Here is a 16904-nt window from a genome sequence, read left to right on the forward strand (position 1 = left end):
AGGGAAATCTTAGGCGTAAAACGGCGCGAAATTGCCAGTTTTCGGCAAGGCGGCGGCGCTGCCTGCGATCAGGGCCTGCACTTCAGAACGCGTCAGGCCGATATCCTCAAGCAAATGATCATCGGCGCGGCGCAAAAGGCTGCCGATGGACTGACGCAAAGCGTGGCGCTGGCGCAGGGTGGCGAGGATGGAACGGATCATGGCGGACTCCTTCATAGTGCGGTTGGCAATGGTGCGGTTTGATCGGGCGGCTTCGTTTCGGATAAGCCTGTTTTGCCCGAATCCTTGACATAAGACAAACGAATAGAAATTATGCCTGCCATCGGTTTCATAGATGGCAGCGCGCAATGATCCCCCTTGATAGCGACCTGATGCGGGCCTTTCTGGCAGTGGTGGATACCGGGTCGGTGACGGCGGCGGCGGACCGCATCGGGCGGACGCAATCGGCAGTGTCGATGCAGATCCGCAAGCTGGAGGAAAGCCTTGCGCAACCGTTGTTCACTCGGCTGCCGCGCGGCGTGGCGCTGACGCCAAGGGGGGCGCAACTGCTGCCCTATGCGCGGCGGGTCACCAGTTTGTTGGAGGAAGCCGCGACAGCGTTGCGGGAAAAACCACTGGCCGGGCCGGTGCGGATTGGCATCCCGGATGAATATGCCGAGACGATTTTGCCCCGCGCTTTGGCCGCGTTTTCGGAACGTCATCCCGGTGTGGAAGTGACGGTGCGCTGTGATTTCACCGCCCCGCAGCAAGCGGCTTTGGACGACGATCAGCTTGATCTGGCAGTGATTTATGACAGCAGCCATACTTCCGGGGATGAGGCTTTGTGCGTGGACCCGACGGTCTGGGTGACGTCGATCGCCCATGCCCAGCATCTGCAACAGCCGGTGCCGGTGGGAGTGTATTTCCGCTCGGACTGGTGCCGGGATTTTGCGCTGCGAAGTTTGGATCAGCAGAGCATCCCGTGGCGGGCGGCGTTTGAATGTGACACCTCTGCCAGTCTGCGGGTGGCGGCGCGCACCGGGCTTGCGATCTCACCTTTGTCGCGCAGCACGATCCCGCCGGGCTGTCGCGAGTTGACCAATGTAGATGGCTTTCCTATTGTGGACCGCGCCCGCGTTGTGCTGAAACGCAACCCGCGCGGCGGGTCGGCGGCGATTGAAGGGCTGGCCGAGATGTTGCGTGAGGCGTTTCGGCCTTTGGCGACCGTAGTGGCGGCATGATGCAAGCCGGGATGCAAAGCCCGCTGGGGCCGATCAGTGTGACAGAGACTGCGGGCGTGATTACCGCGCTGCATTGGCATGCCGGGCCTGCGCCTGAGACGCCGCTTTTGGCGGAGGCTTTGGCGCAGTTGGCGGCGTATTTTGATCGCCGCCTGACCCGGTTTGACCTGCCGCTCGACTATGGCAGCGGTTTCGCCGAACAGGTCCGCCGCGCGATGGCGGCGATCCCCTATGGCGAGACGCGGCAGTATGGCGATCTTGCCAAGGAAATCGGTGCCCCTGCGCAAGCCATCGGGCAGGCCTGTGGCGCCAATCCGATTCCGGTGCTGATCCCCTGCCACCGGATTCTGGCCGCCAAAGGTTTGGGCGGATTTTCGGCCAAGGGCGGCGTGGAGAGCAAGGTGTTCCTGCTGAAGCTGGAGGGCGCGGCCAGCCTGCTGATTTGAGGCGGTTTGCGCATCATCTGGGGCAAGATAAACCCAAATCGCGTGATCTGGCCTTATCGGCTGTACTTGCTGCGCCCGTCGCTGCCCTGTAACAGTTTGGTAACAAAAACGGGCGGGATTGATCTTGAGCTTTGGCATTCTGCTGGCCGTCCTCGGCTCGGCCTTCCTGCACGCCCTGTGGAACGCGCTGATCAAAACCGGCACCTCGCGGATGGGGGCAATGATCATCCTGTCGATTGGCGAGGTGCCGATCGGTCTGGCTGTCGCCGCGTTCTGCCCGTTGCCCGCGCCCGAGGTGTGGAAATGGGTGCTGATGGCGGGCTGCGCGCATTTCTTCTACAAGTCTTTCCTGACCTATGCCTATGAGCATGGCGATCTAAGCCGAGTTTATCCGATTGCACGCGGTTCCGCGCCGTTGATCGTGGCAGTGCTGGGGCCGATGCTGGCGCTGTTGTGGCCAAGTGCCATGCCCGCCGATGCGCTGAGCTTGCACGAATATGCCGGGATCTTTGTGCTCGGCTGCGGGATTTTGCTGATGGCGCAGGGAATTTTCTCAAATGGGGAAAGCCGCAAGATGCTGCCGTTTGCGCTTGGCTCGGCCTGTGCGACGGCCAGCTACACGCTGCTCGATGGTCACGGCGCGCGGGTGGCGGGGGATGCGATTGCCTATGTGGCGTGGGTTTTTGTCGCGGATGGTCTGATGTTTGCGACGGGGATGCTGGCCTACAAGGGTATCGACGTGCTGCCGCGTGACCGTAAGGCCTGGGGCGTCGGCATGATCGCGGCGGCGGCGTCTTACGGGGCTTATGGTGTCTCGGTCTGGGCGATGACGAAAGCACCGATTGCGGTGGTGGCGGCGGTGCGCGAAACCTCGATCCTGTTCGCGGTGCTGATCGGCTGGCTGGTGTTTGGCGAGCGGATGACCAAGGGCAAGGCGATTGCTTCGGCGGTGATCGTGGGTGGGGTGATCCTCACAAGGCTCTGATTCCTACAATTTGCCTTAAATTGTCATCCTCTGCGCGCAAATATCCCACGGGGGTCCGGGGGTGTGAAACCCCCGGCTTGGCATGCCGCAAGTGCCGCACCAGATTTAATGCCCAGACTTAACGCGTCGTCCGATCCGGCACGATCTGCTGCACGATCCCCGCCAGACACAGGTACAGCGAGGTGATCACCAGACCCCAATGCGCCAATGATCCTTCGGCGAAGTTCATCCAGGCCGCCCATCCCGCGAAGATCACCCAAGCCAGCGACATCGGCAGCGTCAGCCAGCGCCAGCGTTGCGTGCGGGTGGGGTGGACGAATTTCAGGTTCAGGAACATCGCCGAGGTCAGCAAGATCACCGCGATCAGGATCACCCATTGCGACGGGGCGACCGCGAACAACACCAACACCACCATGTTCCAGCACGCGGGGAAGCCCGAGAAGCTTTTGTCCTTGGTTTTCATGCGGGTATCAGAGAAGTAGATCACCGAGCCGTAGCAGATCGCGATGATCGCCAGCCATCCGGTCCAGCCATCCAGCATGCCGGATTTGAACAGGGCATAGGCCGGGATGAACACATAGGTCAGATAATCGACGATCAGATCCATCAACACGCCATCATAGATCGGAAAGTTCTTTGGCGTATCGAAGCGCCGCGCCAGTGGGCCGTCGATGCCGTCAACAATCAGTGCGAACACCAGCCAGAGGAACATCACCCGCCAGTTGCCCTCAACCGCCGCGAGCATCGCGAACATCGAAAGCACCGCGCCGGTGGCGGTTAGCAGGTGGACGGAAAGGGCTTTTAGACGAATATCCATGCTTTGTGATCGCTCAAATCGGGATTCGGGGCAAGTCTTGGGGCGAGGGTCAGGCGCGCGGATGCGCTTTTTCGTAAACTTCCATCAGGCGGGCGGCATCGACGGCAGTATAAGCCTGCGTCGTCGACAGGGAAGCATGGCCAAGCAATTCCTGAATGGCGCGCAAATCTCCGCCTGCCGAAAGCAGATGGGTGGCAAAGCTGTGGCGCATGGCGTGGGGGGTAGCGGTGGCGGGCAGGCCCAGCTGCATGCGGGCTTTTTCCATCACCAAGGCGATCAGACGCGGGTTCAGCGCACCACCGCGCGCACCGCGAAACAGCGGTTCGGTTCGGGTCAGGTCATAGGGGCAGAGGCGGGCGTATTCGGCGATGGCGGCGCGGGTGGCGGGCAGGGTGGGCACAAGGCGCTCTTTGCCGCCTTTGCCAAGGATGCGCAGGGTTTCGGGCATCGGGTGTGCGGCCCCGGTCAGGCCCAAGGCCTCGGAGATCCGCAAGCCGCAGCCGTAGAGCAGCGTCACCACGGCGATATCGCGGGCGGCGATCCAGTCTTCGCGGGCTTGCTCGCCGACTTGGGCAATGATGTCGCGTGCGCCATCGACGCTCAGCGGCCGCGGCAGTTTGCGGCGGAATTTGGGGCCACGGGCGGACAGCACGGCACTGGCATCGACATTCTCACGGTCGGCAACCCATGCCACGAAATTTTTCACGGCAGAGAGCTCGCGCGCCAGACTGCGCGCCGCCACACCCCGCCCGCGCTCGTGCGCCATCCAGGCCCGCAGGTCGGATTGATCTATTTTGGCCACGGCACCAAGGCCTTCCGCCTCGCCATGATGGCCTGCCAGAAAGGCCAGAAAGCCAGTCACATCATGGGCATAGGCGGTGAGTGTATTGGTGGCGGCGGCGTCGAGCGCCCGCAGATGATCCAGCCAGCGTGCCAGCGCGTCACGCTGCGCGGGCGGGATGGCGAGGCTGTTCACGACAGCCAGCGGCGCATTGTCCGCTCAAACACGCCCGCGAAAAACGCGAGCAGGTCGGTGCCGTGGGTGGGTTTGAACTGATGCGGGTCTTCTGCGCCCAACACCAGCATCCCCGGCAAACGTCCCTTGCCGAAATCGAGTTTCATCAAGGCTTCGGACCGCACCCAGCCTGCGCGTTCACCATAAAGCGCGTCGGATTGCGGCAAGACCTGCCGCAGCACAACGGGCCGCAGCGGCACATTGCGGCCGCCCGAGATATATTCGCCGACAAAGCCCGGCTCGGCGACATAAAGCACATCGCCCAGTTTGCGCAGGGCCGGGTCTTCGGCATCCTGCACCGATTCCAGCACCAAGCGCACGCAATCGACGCGCAACGTGCCCGCCACATCGGAGGCGAGGGTTTTCAAGAATTCCTCAAAACTCAAGGGGTCCATCATCTGCAAAATCGCGCGGTGCACCTGATTGGTGCCCGCGAGATTTTCGTAGGCCGCAGCGATCACGGTGCGGTGGGTGTCTTCCAGCCGGTCCAACCGCCCCTCAAGACGCTCCATCGCGATGCCGCGCAGATCGACGATATTGCTGCCCATCAACCGCTCATTCGCGCCAATCAGGGCGTTCATCACATCGCGGTCTTCCAGCAGAACCTCGGGTTCTGCCAGAATTTTGTCGCGCAGCTCTTGGTCGATCATACTTGGCCTACCTTTTCAACCACACTACCAGATTAGAGCGGTTTGCGTTTATCTTGAATCAGAATTCACCCCAAGACTGGGCGAATTCTGATCTTCGTTTGACAAAGAAAACGCAAATCGCCTTACAGAATCTTCTGCCCGGTTTTCGCCCAGTCTTTGCTGAACTGCGCAAGGCCGCTTTCGGTCAGCGGGTGGCTGGCAAGCGCTTTGATCACCGACGGTGGTGCTGTGATCACGTCTGCGCCGATCAGCGCGCATTGGGTGACATGGTTCACCGTGCGGATCGAGGCCGCAAGGATCTGGGTGTCAAAGCCGTAGTTGTCGTAAACTTGGCGGATGTCGGCGATCAGCTCCATCCCGTCCATGTTGATGTCATCGAGACGGCCGACGAAGGGCGAGATGAAGGTCGCCCCGGCTTTGGCGGCGATCAGGGCTTGGTTGACGCTGAAGCACAAGGTGACGTTGACCATTTTGCCCTCGTCGGACAACACCTTGCAGGCTTTCAGACCGTCCCAGGTCAGCGGCACTTTAACGGTGATGTTCGGGGCGATCGCGGCCAGTTTGCGGCCTTCCGAGATCATGGTCTCGGCATCGAGTGCCACCACTTCGGCGGAAACCGGGCCGGAAACGATGCCACAGATTTCCTTGGTTACTTCCAGAATATCGCGCCCCGATTTCAGGATCAGCGACGGGTTGGTGGTCACACCATCCACCATGCCCAGATCGTTCAGCTCTGCAATGGCGGCGACATCGGCGGTATCTACGAAGAATTTCATCGGCGTATCCTCAGGGTGGGTTGCGACTGCTTGGGCGGGGGTTTACCCCAAAAGAGCGCAAAAAGAAAAGGGTGGATGGTGGTCGAGCGGGTCTATCAGGCGGGGGATTTGGTCGGCGTGCTGACCACCGAGCCTTTGGGCCGTCTGCTGGATTATAAAGCACCCGAGGGCGGTTGTGGAGACGGTGATTTCGTCGAGGTGCCGCTGGGGCCGCGCAAGGTCATCGGCGTGGTCTGGGGGCCGGGCGAGGGCAAGTTTGATCCGGCGCGGATCAGGGCGGCGTATCGCGTGTTGGATGCCGCCCCGATGCGGGCCGAGTTGCGCAGTTTTCTGACGCGGGCGGCTGAATATACCCTGACGCCAATGGCCGCGATGTTGCGGCTGGCGACCCGCGCGCCGGGGCTGGGCGATCCGCCCTCGATGCGCAAGACCTATGTGTTGGGGCCAGTGATCCCGAACCAGATGACCGAAGCGCGCTTTCGCGTGGTCGAGGCGTTGCGGCGGTTTGGGTCTGCGCCTGTGACGTTGGGGGAATTGGCAGAGGAGGCCGCTTGTGGGCCTTCGGTGGTCAAAGGGCTGGTGAAGCTGGGCGTGGTGTTAGAGCAAGACGCGCCGCGTGATCTGCCCTATCCACCGCTGAACCCGGTGACGAACATGCGGCTGGCGGGGGATCAGGTGGCGGCGGGGGATGCCTTGGTGGCACTGGTCGCGCAGGGTGGTTATTCTGGGACGCTGTTGAAGGGCGTCACGGGGTCTGGGAAAACCGAAGTGTATCTGGAGGCTGTGGCGGAATGCCTGCGCAGGGGGCGGCAGGCGTTGGTGCTGCTGCCCGAGATTTCGCTGACCGCCGATTTCCTGACGCGGGTGCAGGCGCGGTTTGGGGCGCGGCCTGCGGAGTGGCACTCGGGTGTCACGATGACCGAGCGGCGTCGGCTGTGGCGGATGGTGGGGCAGGGTGAGGCGTCTTTTGTCGTGGGGGCAAGATCGGCTTTGTTCATGCCGTTCCGCGATCTGGGGCTGATCGTGGTCGATGAAGAGCACGACACCTCCTACAAGCAGGAAGAAGGCGTGTTCTATAACGCCCGCGATATGGCGGTGCTGCGGGCGGCAATTGTCGGTGCGCCGATTGTGTTGGCAAGTGCGACGCCGTGTCTGGAGACTTGGGCGAATGTTGAGGCGGGCAAGTATGGCCGTCTGGATCTGGGTGCGCGGTTTGGCGCGGCGGAACTGCCGGATATGCAGGCGATTGATATGCGCGCGCAAAAGCTGGCGTCAAACGCATGGATTTCGCCGAAGCTGGCGGCAGAGGTTGCCAAGCGGATTGAGCGGAAGGAACAATCGCTGCTGTTCCTGAACCGTCGTGGCTTTGCGCCGATTACCCTGTGCCGTGCCTGCGGCCATCAGGTCGGCTGCGACGATTGCGATGCGCGGATGGTGGAGCATCGGTTTCTGAAACGGCTGGTGTGCCATCAATGCGGTGCGACCAAACCGATCCCGACCGAATGCCCGGCCTGCGAGGTTGAGGGCAAGATGGCTCCGGTTGGTCCGGGGGTGGAGCGGTTGGCCGAAGAGGTGGTGGCCTTGTTCCCCGATGCCCGCGTGGCGGTGCTGTCGTCGGATCTGTTCGGATCGGCGCGGGCGCTGAAAGAGCAAATCGTGGCGATTGCCGAAGGGGCTGCGGATATCATCATCGGCACGCAGATTGTCGCGAAGGGCCATAACTTTCCGCTGCTGACGCTGGTGGGGGTGATTGATGCCGACCTTGGCCTGCAAGGCTCAGATTTGCGCGCGGCCGAACGCACCTTTCAACTGATGCGTCAGGTGGCAGGCCGTGCAGGTCGGGCGGATAAGCCCGGCACGGCACTGCTGCAGACCTTCCAGCCCGAGCATCCGGTGATCCGCGCCATTTTGGGCGGCGATGAAGAAGCGTTCTGGCGCGCCGAGGCGACTGAGCGGCGGATGGCGGGGGTGCCACCTTATGGCCGGATGGCGGGGATTATCCTGTCCTCACCCGATGTGGCGCAGGTGTTCGATTTCGGCGCGGAACTTGCCCGCCGCGATGGGCCGTTGCGCAAAATCGGCGCGCAGGTCTATGGGCCAGCCCCGGCCCCCGTCGCCCGCGTCAGGGGCCGCCACCGCGTGCGCCTGCTGATCAAGGCGGAGAAATCCGCGCCCCTTCAGGCGGCGATTGCCGAATGGGTGGCGCAGTTCAAGCTGCCGAACAACCTGCGGCTTTCCATCGACATCGACCCGCAAAGCTTTTACTGACGCGGCCCCTTAGCCCGACGCCTTGCAGCGCCACAGCCGCACCGGCGCTGGGGTGCGGGCGATGATGGCTTTCGCCTCCAGATCAAGCTGCACGCATTTCACCCACCATCCCGCCGTGGCCCCGCCGGTAAACTGCGCCTCGGACAGATGCGCTGCGACCTTTTCAATCACATCGGCCACTTTCATCCCCGGCGGCTGATCGGGCAGCACCGCCAGCATCGCTTGGCGCATCTCGGCATATTTGGCAGCATCGACGCGGTAAGTCTTGCCCGGCTGTCCGACGTTTTGCACTTCGATCTTGTCGCTCATCTTGCCCACGCTGATTTGATCGCCTCAGTCTGCGCGCAACGGCTTGCGTCGGTCAATATGCCTGCCCATCGCAGCAAGCCTGCTGCCAAACACCTTGCTTGCCGCTGTGCCATCGCTTAGGGCTGACCGCATCCTGCCTCACATGCCTTGCCCCCAACACGGACGAACCCATGCCCACCTATACCGCTTTGACCACCCTGATGGGCGAAGATGCCGCCAATGCTTTGGCCGAGGCCATCGAAAAGATGGAGCCAGAACCCACCGGGGTTGGCGTGTTTGAGATCGAGGACGACTCGGGTCTGTGGGAAGTTGGCGCCTATTTCCTGGAGGCCCCGTCAGAGGCCGTGCTGGAACTGCTGGCGATGGCCTTCGATGCCAAACCCTTCGCTTTGTCGGAACTGCCCGAGATTGACTGGGTCGCCAAGGTGCGCCGCGAACTTTCGCCGGTCGAGGCGGGGCGGTTCTTCGTTTACGGCAGCCATGACGCCGACAAGGTGCCCGCCGACAAGATCGCGCTGCAGATTGAGGCGACCGTGGCCTTCGGCACCGGCCATCATGGCACCACTTTGGGTTGCCTGCGCGCCTTTGATCGGCTGTATGGTGAAGGTTTCCGCCCTGCCAAAGTTGCCGACATCGGCTGCGGCACCGCCGTTCTGGCGCTGGCCGCCGCTGCGGTGTTGCCCGATGCACTGGTGATCGCGTCCGACATTGACGAGGTCGCGGTGGATGTCGCCGAAGCCAACGTGGCGATCAACAACATGCAGGGCCGGATTGAGACGATGGAAGCCGCAGGCTTTGCGCATCCGCGTCTGGCCGAGGCCGCGCCCTATGATCTGGTGTTTGCCAATATCCTGAAAGGCCCGTTGGTTGAGCTCGCCCCCGATATGGCCAAGCATCTGGCGCAAGACGGCCTGATCATCTTGTCAGGGCTGCTGGTGGTGCAGGCAGACGCGATCACCGCCGCCTATGTCGCCAATGGCTTTACGCCGCAGGCCCGCGAAGATCTGGGCGAGTGGTCGTGCTTGGTGATGCGGCGGAACTAAGACGATTAACGCAGGATTAACGGCGAAACGGGGGCAGTTTTCGGGGATTGCCCAACTTTTGCCATAATCTGACGCTATAAAACACTCAGGTGGGGGCCAGTGAATACGGAGTTATTCGGATGGCCGACCCGAATCTGGTAGATTTTTACAGCAATGTCGCGCGCTTTGAACAAAAGCGCGCCAAAGGTTATGGCTTTGATGCCGCTGGAACGCTCGGGCGTTCGCATTTCCAGAAAACCGCCAGCAAGCGCCGCTCTTGGCTGATGCCGCTGTTGTTGGTGCTTTGCGCAGGCATCGGCCTGAAGGGCATGATTTATCAATCGGTTGGTGCGAAAGCCTATGATCAGCGCGTGCAGGCGTTGATGGTCGGCGAAGGCTTTGACCGGCTTGGTGGTTGGCTGATGCAGGCGGACCCGGCGACGGTGTTTGTCGCGGGCAAGATCAATGAAGGTCTGAAGGCGTTCAAATAGCCCGCATTTTAGCGAGGCATTTTCAGCACCAAAGCAGGTGGGCCACGGCGGCCTTGCCTGCGTTTTCATTTGTACAACGCCACAAACGCAAAGGGTCGATGCCTCGTGGCACCGACCCTTTTTACATCCGATAAGATCAGGCGCCTGCGTATGAACTGATCTGAGGTCAGATCAATCCAAAAGCAGTTAGCGACCGATCAATTCCACATCACCACGGCACAGACCGATATCATCAAGCTCACGGTCAGACAGTTTGCCCAGAGCGCGACGCGTGATGCGTGCATCATTCCAAGCAGCGAAGCTGTTCGCGAACGTCGAAACGAACTGAACAGAACGGAAAATCGAGATGGCGCCAAACGGCGCCGCGCGGGACGACTCATAGGCGGCCATAGCGGTTATCCTTTACAAACTTATATCTCCGGCCTGCACCTTGCTTCCGGTGAGGCCTATCTAGCTATGCTGCATTTGCGAAGCAATGGGGGCGCTAGCATGTCTGCATTGCGCCCATTGCATAGCCGTGCGGTGCGCGATTTCCGTTAATTTATAGGCGATATGAAAACAACGATAGTTTTGGTCGCTTTTCATGCGCCGGATGTCGTTTTGCTGCGCCTGCATAATCTTGGGTTGCATCTGCGGCAGGATTTAATTGCCCCTTGGCGGATGTTCTCTTTTCGTGCTAATTCTGGCGAAAGCAGAAAATCTGCGCAAGAACAGAAGAAAAAGGGGCGGGGATGCGGGTTTTGGGAATCGACCCCGGTTTGCGCAACCTCGGCTGGGGGGTGATTGACGTTGTGGGCTCCAAGCTGAGCCATGTCGCCAATGGCATCTGCCATTCCGCCCCCGGTGAGGAAATTGGTGATCTGGCGCTGCGCTTGGTGTCGCTGCACACCCAACTGACCGAGGTTTTGCGCCAATACGCGCCGGATGCGGCGGCGGTGGAGCATACGTTTGTGAACAAAGACGCGGTGGCGACGCTGAAGCTGGGCCAAGCGCGCGGCATCGCCCTGCTGGTGCCAGCGCAGTTTGGCCTGACGGTGGGCGAATATGCCCCGAATGCGGTGAAAAAAACCGTGGTGGGCGTGGGTCATGCCGATAAGGGACAGGTTGATCATATGGTGCGGGTGCAACTGCCCGGCGTGAAAATTGCTGGCCCCGATGCGGCGGATGCGCTGGCCATCGCGATCTGCCATGCGCATCATCTGCAAAGCGCGGGCCGTTTGCAGGCGGCGATGAAAAGGGCGGTTGGATGATCGGAAAGCTTTCGGGTCGGCTGGATTGGCGCGGGTCGGATCAGGTGCTGATCGACGTGCGCGGGGTTGGCTATATTGTGCATGTCAACGACCGCACCTTGGCCGCGATGCCGTCGGTGGGGGAAGCGGTGTCTTTGTACACCGACCTGCTGGTGCGCGAGGATCTGCTGCAACTGTTTGGCTTTGCGACACTTCTGGATAAGGAATGGCACAAGCTACTGACCACGGTGCAGGGGGTCGGCGCGAAGGCCGCGATGGCGATCATGGGGACTTTGGGCGCCGAGGGCGTTGCCCGTGCGCTGACTTTGGGCGACCAAAGGGCAATTCAGGCGGCTCCGGGTGTGGGGCCGAAATTGGCGCAGCGGGTTATTCTGGAACTGAAATCGAAAGCACCGTCGATCATGGCGATGGGGGCAAATCTGGCCGTTGCCGCCGAAGCCGATGATAGTGTTCTGGAATCCATGGTGCCGATGACCCCGCGCAAGGTCGCCGCGCCCTCGGCTGCGCAAAACCGCGCCGGGTTCACGGCGGATGCGTTGTCGGCGCTGGTCAACCTCGGCTACGCGCATGGCGAGGCGGCACAGGCGATCTCGACTGTCGCGGTGGATCAGCCCGAGGCTGACACCGCCACGCTGATCCGGGCGGCTTTGAAACTGCTGGCTCCGAAGGCGCGCTGATGCAATCTGATCCCAATTTACGCGCCGAAGCGCTGCCCGAAGACCTCGACCGCGCCCTGCGCCCGCAAGTGCTGGAAGATTTTGTCGGCCAACAAGAGGCCCGCGCCAATCTGCGGGTGTTCATCGAATCCGCGAAAATCCGCGGCGAGTCGATGGATCACACGCTGTTCCACGGCCCCCCCGGTCTGGGCAAAACCACCCTCGCGCAGATCATGGCGCGCGAGTTGGGGGTGGGGTTTCGGATGACCTCTGGTCCGGTGTTGGCGAAACCCGGCGATCTGGCGGCGATCCTGACCAATCTGGAACCGCGCGATGTGCTGTTTATCGACGAGATTCACCGGCTGTCGCCTGTGGTGGAAGAGGTTTTGTATCCGGCGATGGAGGATTTCGCGCTGGATTTGGTGATCGGCGAGGGCCCTGCGGCGCGGACGGTGCGGATTGATCTGCAACCCTTTACGTTGGTGGGGGCGACCACCCGGCTGGGGCTGCTGACGACGCCCTTGCGGGATCGGTTCGGGATTCCGACGCGGTTGCAGTTTTATACCGAGGATGAGCTGGATCTGATCGTCACCCGTGGCGCGCGGTTGTTGGGGATTCCGTCTGACCCGGAAGGCACCCGAGAGATTGCCAAACGGGCGCGGGGGACGCCGCGGATCGCGGGGCGGTTGCTGCGCCGCGTGGTGGATTTCGTGACCGTGGAGGGGGACGGGCGGCTGACGCGGGCGATTGCGGATCGGGCGCTGACCCGGCTGGGGGTGGATGAGATTGGGCTGGATGGTGCGGATCGGCGGTATTTGATGCTGCTGGCGGAACATTACGGCGGCGGGCCTGTCGGGGTTGAGACGATTGCGGCGGCTTTGTCAGAGGCAAGGGATGCGGTGGAGGAGGTGATCGAGCCTTATCTTCTGCAGCAGGGATTGTTGCAGCGGACGCCGAGGGGGCGGATGTTGGCAGCGCGGGCTTGGCGGCATTTGGGGTTGGATGTGCCGCGCCCGGTGGGGCAGTCAGATTTGTTTGAGGGCTAGTGTCCACGTGTGGACAGGGGTTTGATTTACAGAAGATCAATGGGTTACAAGCCGCGTGTTTATGGATTGTTAAGATTTGATGCGGGACGCGCGTGGATGCCTCAGAGCCTCCGGCGGGGATATTTAGGCCAATGTGAAATGGGCAGTAGCAGGCTCTTTGGTCATCCTCTGTGCGCAAATATCCCCGCCGGAGGCGCTGAGGCGTCAGGCAGATCAGCGCCAGATGGTTGAGCATGGCACCCAGCCGCGCTATCCGGGGGGGCGTAAGATGGAGACCTTTATGACACCAGAACAGGTTCAGACGTTTTTCACCCGCTCGGATGGCAGCTATCTTTGCGCGCGTTGGGGGCGGCCGATTGTGCCGGTGGTGTTTGGCGTCGAGGATGCGACCTTGCGGGTGGTCAAGGGCGCGATCGAGGCCATGGTGGTGCTTGCCAATCATAAGATGGCCGAGCATGACCCGGAACTTGGCGCCAACCTGATGGTGTTTTTCTTCCGCGATTGGGCAGAGTTGCCGCAGGTTCCGAACCTTGATCGCTTGGTGCCGGATTTGGGCCCGCTTTGCGCGCGGCTGGAACAGGCGGCGGCCAATCAATACCGGTTCTTCCGCTTTGACCCCGACGGCGCGATCAAGGCGGCGTTTGTGTTTTTGCGGATGGACGCACATTTACAGGCGATTGCGGCGGAGGATCTGGCGCTGGCACAAGCGGCGCAGGTGATTTGCCTCTGGTCGGACAAGGCGTTTGCCGAGATCTCGCCCTTGGCACTGATCGAGGGCCGGGTGATTTTGCGCCCGGATGTGGCCAGGATCATCCGTGCGGTCTATGCCCCGCAGATGCCGGTGGTGGCGCGCGACGCGGCCCATGCGTTGCGGCTGGTGGCGCGGCTGTGAAAGAGGCCGATCTTTACCCCGATCTGAAAGCCTATCTGGAAGGCCAAGGCTATGTGGTGAAGGCCGAAATCGGCGCTTGCGATATTCTGGCGCGACGGGGCGACGAGCCTCCGGTCGTGGTGGAGATGAAAAAATCTTTCAGCCTTGGTCTGGTGATGCAGGGCATCGCGCGACAGGCGCTGTTTGACGATGTTTATCTGGCGGTTCCGGTGACGGAAAAGGGCTGGAAGCTGCGCTACAAGGATATTGTCGCCTTGTGTCGGCGGCTGGGGCTGGGCTTGCTGGCGGTCAGGCCGGGGCAGGTCGAGGCGCATCTGGATCCCGGCCCCTATAGCCCGCGCAAGAATGCCGTGCGGGCAGGGCGGTTGTTGCGGGAATTCGAGCGTCGGGTGGGCGATCCGAACACCGGGGGCACCACAGGTATCAAGCGGGTGACGGCGTATCGACAGGACGCGTTGCGCTGTCTGGTCGTGCTGGCGGCAGGGCCGATGAAGGCGTCAGAGGTCGCGAAAGCTGCGGGTGTTGTGCGGGCGGCTGGATTGATGCGGGCGGATCACTATGGCTGGTTTGAGCGGGTCTCGGTCGGGATTTACGCTTTGACGCCGCAGGGCCGCGCGGCGATTGTGGTGGAGGCTGCCGAGATTGCGCGGTTGGGAGGCGACAGTGCATCAGTTTGATCTGCGCGTGTATTATGAGGATACTGACCTTGCGGGCATCGTCTATTACGCCAATTACCTGAAATTCATCGAGCGCGGGCGTTCTGAATGGGTGCGGGCTTTGGGGGTGGATCAGGTTGCGCTGAAAGCCGCACAGGGGCTGGTGTTTGCGGTGCGCCGGGTCGAGGCGGATTATCTGCGGCCCGCGAAATTTGATGATGCGCTGGCTGTGATCACAGAATGTCTGGCGGTGACGGGCGCGCGGATCGAACTGCGCCAGCAGGTTTTGCGTGACGGCGCGCCGCTGTTTGTGGCTTTGGTTACATTGGTGTGTCTGACCGATACCGGGCAGCCCGCGCGGATTCCCGCAGATATCCGCGCTAAGCTCTTGCCAAAGCGGCATTAAAGCCGCGCGTCAAATTTAGGCGTCTGTTCACGAAAACCAGCTTTCGGGGCGGTTTGTTGCTTGGATCGCGCCATTGTGTTGGCAATCGGGTTCAATTCTTGTTAGAAATAGGGCAATAGGCGGCCAAAGAGCCCCGATAACAAGAGCAGGCGTAATGAACACTGAAGCCGTCGGCATGGCGCAAGAGATTGACTTCTCTATGCTCGCCCTATTTTTCCGCGCAACCCTCACGGTGAAACTCGTGATGTTGTGCTTGATTATCATGTCGTTTTGGTCGTGGTCGATCATCATTCAAAAGCACATCCTGTTCCGCAAATCGCGCGGCGAGGCGACGATCTTTGACCGCGAGTTCTGGTCGGGAGAACCGCTCGACGGGCTGTTCGAGAAGATCGGCGGCGATCCGCAGGGTCCGTCAGAGAAGATTTTCGCGGCGGGGATGCTGGAGTGGCGCAGATCACATCGGCAGGATGGCGGGTTGATCGCCGGTGCGCAGGCGCGGATTGACCGGGCGATGGATGTGGCGATTGCGCGCGAGTCCGAGGTGCTGAACAAGGGCCTGTCCTTCCTTGCCACGGTCGGGGCGACGGCGCCGTTCATCGGGCTGTTCGGCACGGTTTACGGCATCATGCACGCGTTTACCGAGATTGCGGCCTCAAAAAACACCGACCTTGCGACGGTGGCACCCGGTATTGCCGAGGCGCTGATGGCGACCGGGATCGGTTTGGTCGCGGCTATTCCGGCGGTTATTTTCTACAACAAACTCAACGCGGATAGTGAGCATATCACCTCGGGCTATGAAGCCTTTGCTGATGAGTTCGCCACCATCCTCTCGCGTCAGTTGGACGCCTGATATGGCCGCGGGTGTGGTGAAGAAATCCGGTGGCGGTGGGCGCAGGCGGCGGCGGGGTTCGTCGGCGGCGATGGCGGATATCAACATCACGCCGTTTGTCGACGTGATGCTGGTGCTGCTGATCATCTTCATGGTGACAGCCCCGATGCTTCAGGTCGGGATTCCGCTGGAAATGCCGAAGACGGCGGCAGCATCGCTGCCCACCGAACAAGAGGAACCGTTGGTTGTGTCGATCACTGCTGATGGAGTGTTGATGATTCAGACTTCGGAAGTTTCGGACGCGGAACTCATTCCAAAGCTGACCGCTGTCGCTTCCCAGCGCACTTCTGACAAAATCTTTGTGAAGGCTGATGGAGCGCTGACATACACCCGTGTCGCAGAAGTGATGGGGGCGCTGTCGGCGGCAGGGTTCAGCAACATTGGTCTGGTGACCGATGCGGGCGGGCCGAAGATGGACGGCAACTAGGACTGCGATGGACAAGAGCCAAATCCTTTCGGGTATCGGCCATGCGGTCGTGATCACCTGGGTTGTCCTGGGGGACTGGCTGTTTGCACCGCGCGAAGTGCCGCCGCCGGATTCTGTGCAGGTTTCAATGGTGTCGGAATCGGATCTGCAAGCGTTGCAGGATGCGGCGGCGAAGTCGGAGAAGCCTCCGGCAGAAGTGCCCGAGGTGAAGCCCGCCGCGCGGCCCAAGCCGCAGGTTGAAGCGCCTGCGCCGGTAGAGCCTGAAGTTGCGGCAGCGGAACCGACCCCGGTGGAGCCTGCTGTGCCCTCGGCCGACATTCCGGTGGCTGAAGATCCGCAGCCGAACGAAGCGCCGCCTGTGGTGGCCCCGATTGCCGAAGAAGAACAGCCGATCCCGGTGCCGACCAGCAACGTCAAGCCGAAACCCCGGCCTGCGACTCGGATCACCGATACGCCGGTGGAGGCTGTGGTGGACACGCCGGTTGAGGCGGATACGCCTTCGCCGGAAGTGACGGATCAGCCGACCGATCAGCCGCCGGTCGAGGAAGATACCCCCGCCGCATCGCCACAAGACTCGGCCACGATGACCGCCCCCGATGCGGTCGAGACCGACGCGCCGGATCTGGCCCCGACCTCCAGCCGTCGCCCGCAGTCGCGGCCCGATAAGGCTGCGGTCGAGACGC

Annotated in this window: 21 protein-coding genes and 1 pseudogene; 15 read left to right on the forward strand and 7 right to left on the reverse strand. The window is 61.6% G+C overall.

Going from position 1 to position 16904, the window contains the following annotated elements; all coding sequences use genetic code 11:
* Nucleotides 1–9: 9 nt before the first annotated feature.
* A complete protein-coding gene (locus tag U1A24_RS17525; protein ID WP_322323275.1) occupies nucleotides 10–201 on the reverse strand; it encodes a DUF1127 domain-containing protein in 192 nt (63 codons plus the stop codon).
* A 146-nt stretch (nucleotides 202–347) separates the two neighbouring features.
* Here U1A24_RS17525 and U1A24_RS17530 point away from each other — a divergent pair, with 146 nt between their 5' ends.
* From U1A24_RS17530 to U1A24_RS17540, 3 genes are all read left to right on the forward strand, one after another.
* Nucleotides 348–1220, forward strand: coding sequence for a LysR family transcriptional regulator (locus tag U1A24_RS17530; protein ID WP_322323276.1), 873 nt, complete (start codon nucleotides 348–350; stop codon nucleotides 1218–1220).
* Nucleotides 1221–1231: 11 nt separating this feature from the next.
* Entirely contained in the window at nucleotides 1232–1666 is a 435-nt protein-coding gene (locus U1A24_RS17535; RefSeq protein ID WP_416173502.1) for a methylated-DNA--[protein]-cysteine S-methyltransferase, read from the forward strand.
* A 124-nt stretch (nucleotides 1667–1790) separates the two neighbouring features.
* Nucleotides 1791–2651, forward strand: coding sequence for an EamA family transporter (locus U1A24_RS17540; RefSeq protein WP_322323277.1), 861 nt, complete (start codon nucleotides 1791–1793; stop codon nucleotides 2649–2651).
* Nucleotides 2652–2769: 118 nt separating this feature from the next.
* On the opposite strand, the gene U1A24_RS17545 is transcribed toward U1A24_RS17540, so the two are convergent.
* From U1A24_RS17545 to fsa, 4 genes are all read right to left on the reverse strand, one after another.
* Nucleotides 2770–3468 (reverse strand): CDP-alcohol phosphatidyltransferase family protein, encoded by a 699-nt coding sequence (locus tag U1A24_RS17545; protein ID WP_322323278.1) that lies wholly within the window; start codon nucleotides 3466–3468, stop codon nucleotides 2770–2772.
* Nucleotides 3469–3517: 49 nt separating this feature from the next.
* Entirely contained in the window at nucleotides 3518–4444 is a 927-nt protein-coding gene (locus U1A24_RS17550) for a tyrosine recombinase XerC (protein ID WP_322323279.1), read from the reverse strand.
* Nucleotides 4441–5133: a DUF484 family protein gene (locus tag U1A24_RS17555; protein ID WP_054005775.1), complete on the reverse strand. Its 693-nt coding sequence runs from the start codon at nucleotides 5131–5133 to the stop codon at nucleotides 4441–4443. The genes U1A24_RS17550 and U1A24_RS17555 overlap by 4 nt, the downstream gene beginning before the upstream one ends.
* Nucleotides 5134–5255: 122 nt before the next feature.
* On the reverse strand, nucleotides 5256–5909 hold the full coding sequence (gene fsa, locus U1A24_RS17560) for a fructose-6-phosphate aldolase (RefSeq protein ID WP_322323280.1): 654 nt from the start codon (nucleotides 5907–5909) through the stop codon (nucleotides 5256–5258).
* A gap of 75 nt (nucleotides 5910–5984) precedes the next feature.
* Between fsa and U1A24_RS17565 the strand changes: the two genes are divergently transcribed.
* Nucleotides 5985–8177 carry a primosomal protein N' gene (locus tag U1A24_RS17565; RefSeq protein ID WP_322323281.1) on the forward strand — a complete coding sequence of 731 codons (2193 nt, stop codon included), beginning with the start codon at nucleotides 5985–5987 and terminating at the stop codon, nucleotides 8175–8177.
* Between the two features lie 9 nt (nucleotides 8178–8186).
* Here the strand turns inward: U1A24_RS17565 and U1A24_RS17570 are convergent, their stop codons facing one another.
* Nucleotides 8187–8486 (reverse strand): DUF6958 family protein, encoded by a 300-nt coding sequence (locus U1A24_RS17570; RefSeq protein WP_322323282.1) that lies wholly within the window; start codon nucleotides 8484–8486, stop codon nucleotides 8187–8189.
* Between the two features lie 170 nt (nucleotides 8487–8656).
* Between U1A24_RS17570 and U1A24_RS17575 the strand changes: the two genes are divergently transcribed.
* Together U1A24_RS17575 and U1A24_RS17580 are read left to right on the forward strand one after the other, a co-directional pair.
* On the forward strand, nucleotides 8657–9529 hold the full coding sequence (locus tag U1A24_RS17575) for a 50S ribosomal protein L11 methyltransferase (RefSeq protein ID WP_322323283.1): 873 nt from the start codon (nucleotides 8657–8659) through the stop codon (nucleotides 9527–9529).
* Between the two features lie 119 nt (nucleotides 9530–9648).
* Nucleotides 9649–9999, forward strand: a complete 351-nt coding sequence (locus U1A24_RS17580) for a hypothetical protein (protein WP_322323284.1) — start codon at nucleotides 9649–9651, stop codon at nucleotides 9997–9999.
* Nucleotides 10000–10185: 186 nt separating this feature from the next.
* Here the strand turns inward: U1A24_RS17580 and U1A24_RS17585 are convergent, their stop codons facing one another.
* Nucleotides 10186–10389, reverse strand: coding sequence for a DUF1127 domain-containing protein (locus U1A24_RS17585; protein ID WP_322323285.1), 204 nt, complete (start codon nucleotides 10387–10389; stop codon nucleotides 10186–10188).
* 341 nt (nucleotides 10390–10730) lie between these two features.
* Here U1A24_RS17585 and ruvC point away from each other — a divergent pair, with 341 nt between their 5' ends.
* The 9 genes and pseudogenes from ruvC to U1A24_RS17630 all read left to right on the forward strand — a co-directional run.
* On the forward strand, nucleotides 10731–11249 hold the full coding sequence (gene ruvC / locus U1A24_RS17590; RefSeq protein ID WP_322323286.1) for a crossover junction endodeoxyribonuclease RuvC: 519 nt from the start codon (nucleotides 10731–10733) through the stop codon (nucleotides 11247–11249).
* The gene (gene ruvA, locus U1A24_RS17595) at nucleotides 11246–11926 is read left to right on the forward strand and encodes a Holliday junction branch migration protein RuvA (RefSeq protein WP_322323287.1); all 681 of its coding nucleotides are present in this window, start codon (nucleotides 11246–11248) and stop codon (nucleotides 11924–11926) included. Before ruvC ends, ruvA begins: the two co-directional genes overlap by 4 nt.
* Nucleotides 11923–12951: a Holliday junction branch migration DNA helicase RuvB gene (gene ruvB, locus U1A24_RS17600; protein WP_322323295.1), complete on the forward strand. Its 1029-nt coding sequence runs from the start codon at nucleotides 11923–11925 to the stop codon at nucleotides 12949–12951. The genes ruvA and ruvB overlap by 4 nt, the downstream gene beginning before the upstream one ends.
* Before the next feature lie 280 nt (nucleotides 12952–13231).
* Nucleotides 13232–13843, forward strand: a complete 612-nt coding sequence (locus U1A24_RS17605; RefSeq protein ID WP_322323288.1) for a hypothetical protein — start codon at nucleotides 13232–13234, stop codon at nucleotides 13841–13843.
* Nucleotides 13840–14520, forward strand: coding sequence for a DUF2161 family putative PD-(D/E)XK-type phosphodiesterase (locus tag U1A24_RS17610; RefSeq protein ID WP_322323289.1), 681 nt, complete (start codon nucleotides 13840–13842; stop codon nucleotides 14518–14520). The genes U1A24_RS17605 and U1A24_RS17610 overlap by 4 nt, the downstream gene beginning before the upstream one ends.
* Nucleotides 14507–14905, forward strand: coding sequence for a tol-pal system-associated acyl-CoA thioesterase (gene ybgC / locus U1A24_RS17615; RefSeq protein WP_322323290.1), 399 nt, complete (start codon nucleotides 14507–14509; stop codon nucleotides 14903–14905). Before U1A24_RS17610 ends, ybgC begins: the two co-directional genes overlap by 14 nt.
* Nucleotides 14906–15059: 154 nt before the next feature.
* The gene (gene tolQ, locus U1A24_RS17620; RefSeq protein WP_322323291.1) at nucleotides 15060–15755 is read left to right on the forward strand and encodes a protein TolQ; all 696 of its coding nucleotides are present in this window, start codon (nucleotides 15060–15062) and stop codon (nucleotides 15753–15755) included.
* A 1-nt stretch (nucleotide 15756) separates the two neighbouring features.
* A complete protein-coding gene (tolR, locus tag U1A24_RS17625; protein WP_322323292.1) occupies nucleotides 15757–16221 on the forward strand; it encodes a protein TolR in 465 nt (154 codons plus the stop codon).
* A gap of 7 nt (nucleotides 16222–16228) precedes the next feature.
* Nucleotides 16229–16904 (forward strand): annotated as a pseudogene (locus U1A24_RS17630) (cell envelope biogenesis protein TolA); the annotation flags it as partial.

The sequence above is a fragment of the Cypionkella sp. genome (assembly GCF_034376685.1).
GTDB lineage: Bacteria > Pseudomonadota > Alphaproteobacteria > Rhodobacterales > Rhodobacteraceae > Cypionkella.

Coding starts and splice junctions, on each gene's coding strand:
- U1A24_RS17605 (WP_322323288.1), top strand. CDS start 13,232: ATGACACCAGAACAGGTTCAGACGTTTTTCACCCGCTCGGATGGCAGC.
- U1A24_RS17555 (WP_054005775.1), bottom strand. CDS start 5,133: ATGATCGACCAAGAGCTGCGCGACAAAATTCTGGCAGAACCCGAGGTT.
- U1A24_RS17585 (WP_322323285.1), bottom strand. CDS start 10,389: ATGGCCGCCTATGAGTCGTCCCGCGCGGCGCCGTTTGGCGCCATCTCG.
- U1A24_RS17530 (WP_322323276.1), top strand. CDS start 348: ATGATCCCCCTTGATAGCGACCTGATGCGGGCCTTTCTGGCAGTGGTG.
- U1A24_RS17545 (WP_322323278.1), bottom strand. CDS start 3,468: ATGGATATTCGTCTAAAAGCCCTTTCCGTCCACCTGCTAACCGCCACC.
- U1A24_RS17575 (WP_322323283.1), top strand. CDS start 8,657: ATGCCCACCTATACCGCTTTGACCACCCTGATGGGCGAAGATGCCGCC.
- U1A24_RS17570 (WP_322323282.1), bottom strand. CDS start 8,486: ATGAGCGACAAGATCGAAGTGCAAAACGTCGGACAGCCGGGCAAGACT.
- U1A24_RS17535 (WP_416173502.1), top strand. CDS start 1,232: ATGCAAAGCCCGCTGGGGCCGATCAGTGTGACAGAGACTGCGGGCGTG.
- fsa (WP_322323280.1), bottom strand. CDS start 5,909: ATGAAATTCTTCGTAGATACCGCCGATGTCGCCGCCATTGCAGAGCTG.
- U1A24_RS17580 (WP_322323284.1), top strand. CDS start 9,649: ATGGCCGACCCGAATCTGGTAGATTTTTACAGCAATGTCGCGCGCTTT.
- U1A24_RS17525 (WP_322323275.1), bottom strand. CDS start 201: ATGATCCGTTCCATCCTCGCCACCCTGCGCCAGCGCCACGCTTTGCGT.
- ruvA (WP_322323287.1), top strand. CDS start 11,246: ATGATCGGAAAGCTTTCGGGTCGGCTGGATTGGCGCGGGTCGGATCAG.
- tolQ (WP_322323291.1), top strand. CDS start 15,060: ATGAACACTGAAGCCGTCGGCATGGCGCAAGAGATTGACTTCTCTATG.
- U1A24_RS17565 (WP_322323281.1), top strand. CDS start 5,985: ATGGTGGTCGAGCGGGTCTATCAGGCGGGGGATTTGGTCGGCGTGCTG.
- tolR (WP_322323292.1), top strand. CDS start 15,757: ATGGCCGCGGGTGTGGTGAAGAAATCCGGTGGCGGTGGGCGCAGGCGG.
- ruvC (WP_322323286.1), top strand. CDS start 10,731: ATGCGGGTTTTGGGAATCGACCCCGGTTTGCGCAACCTCGGCTGGGGG.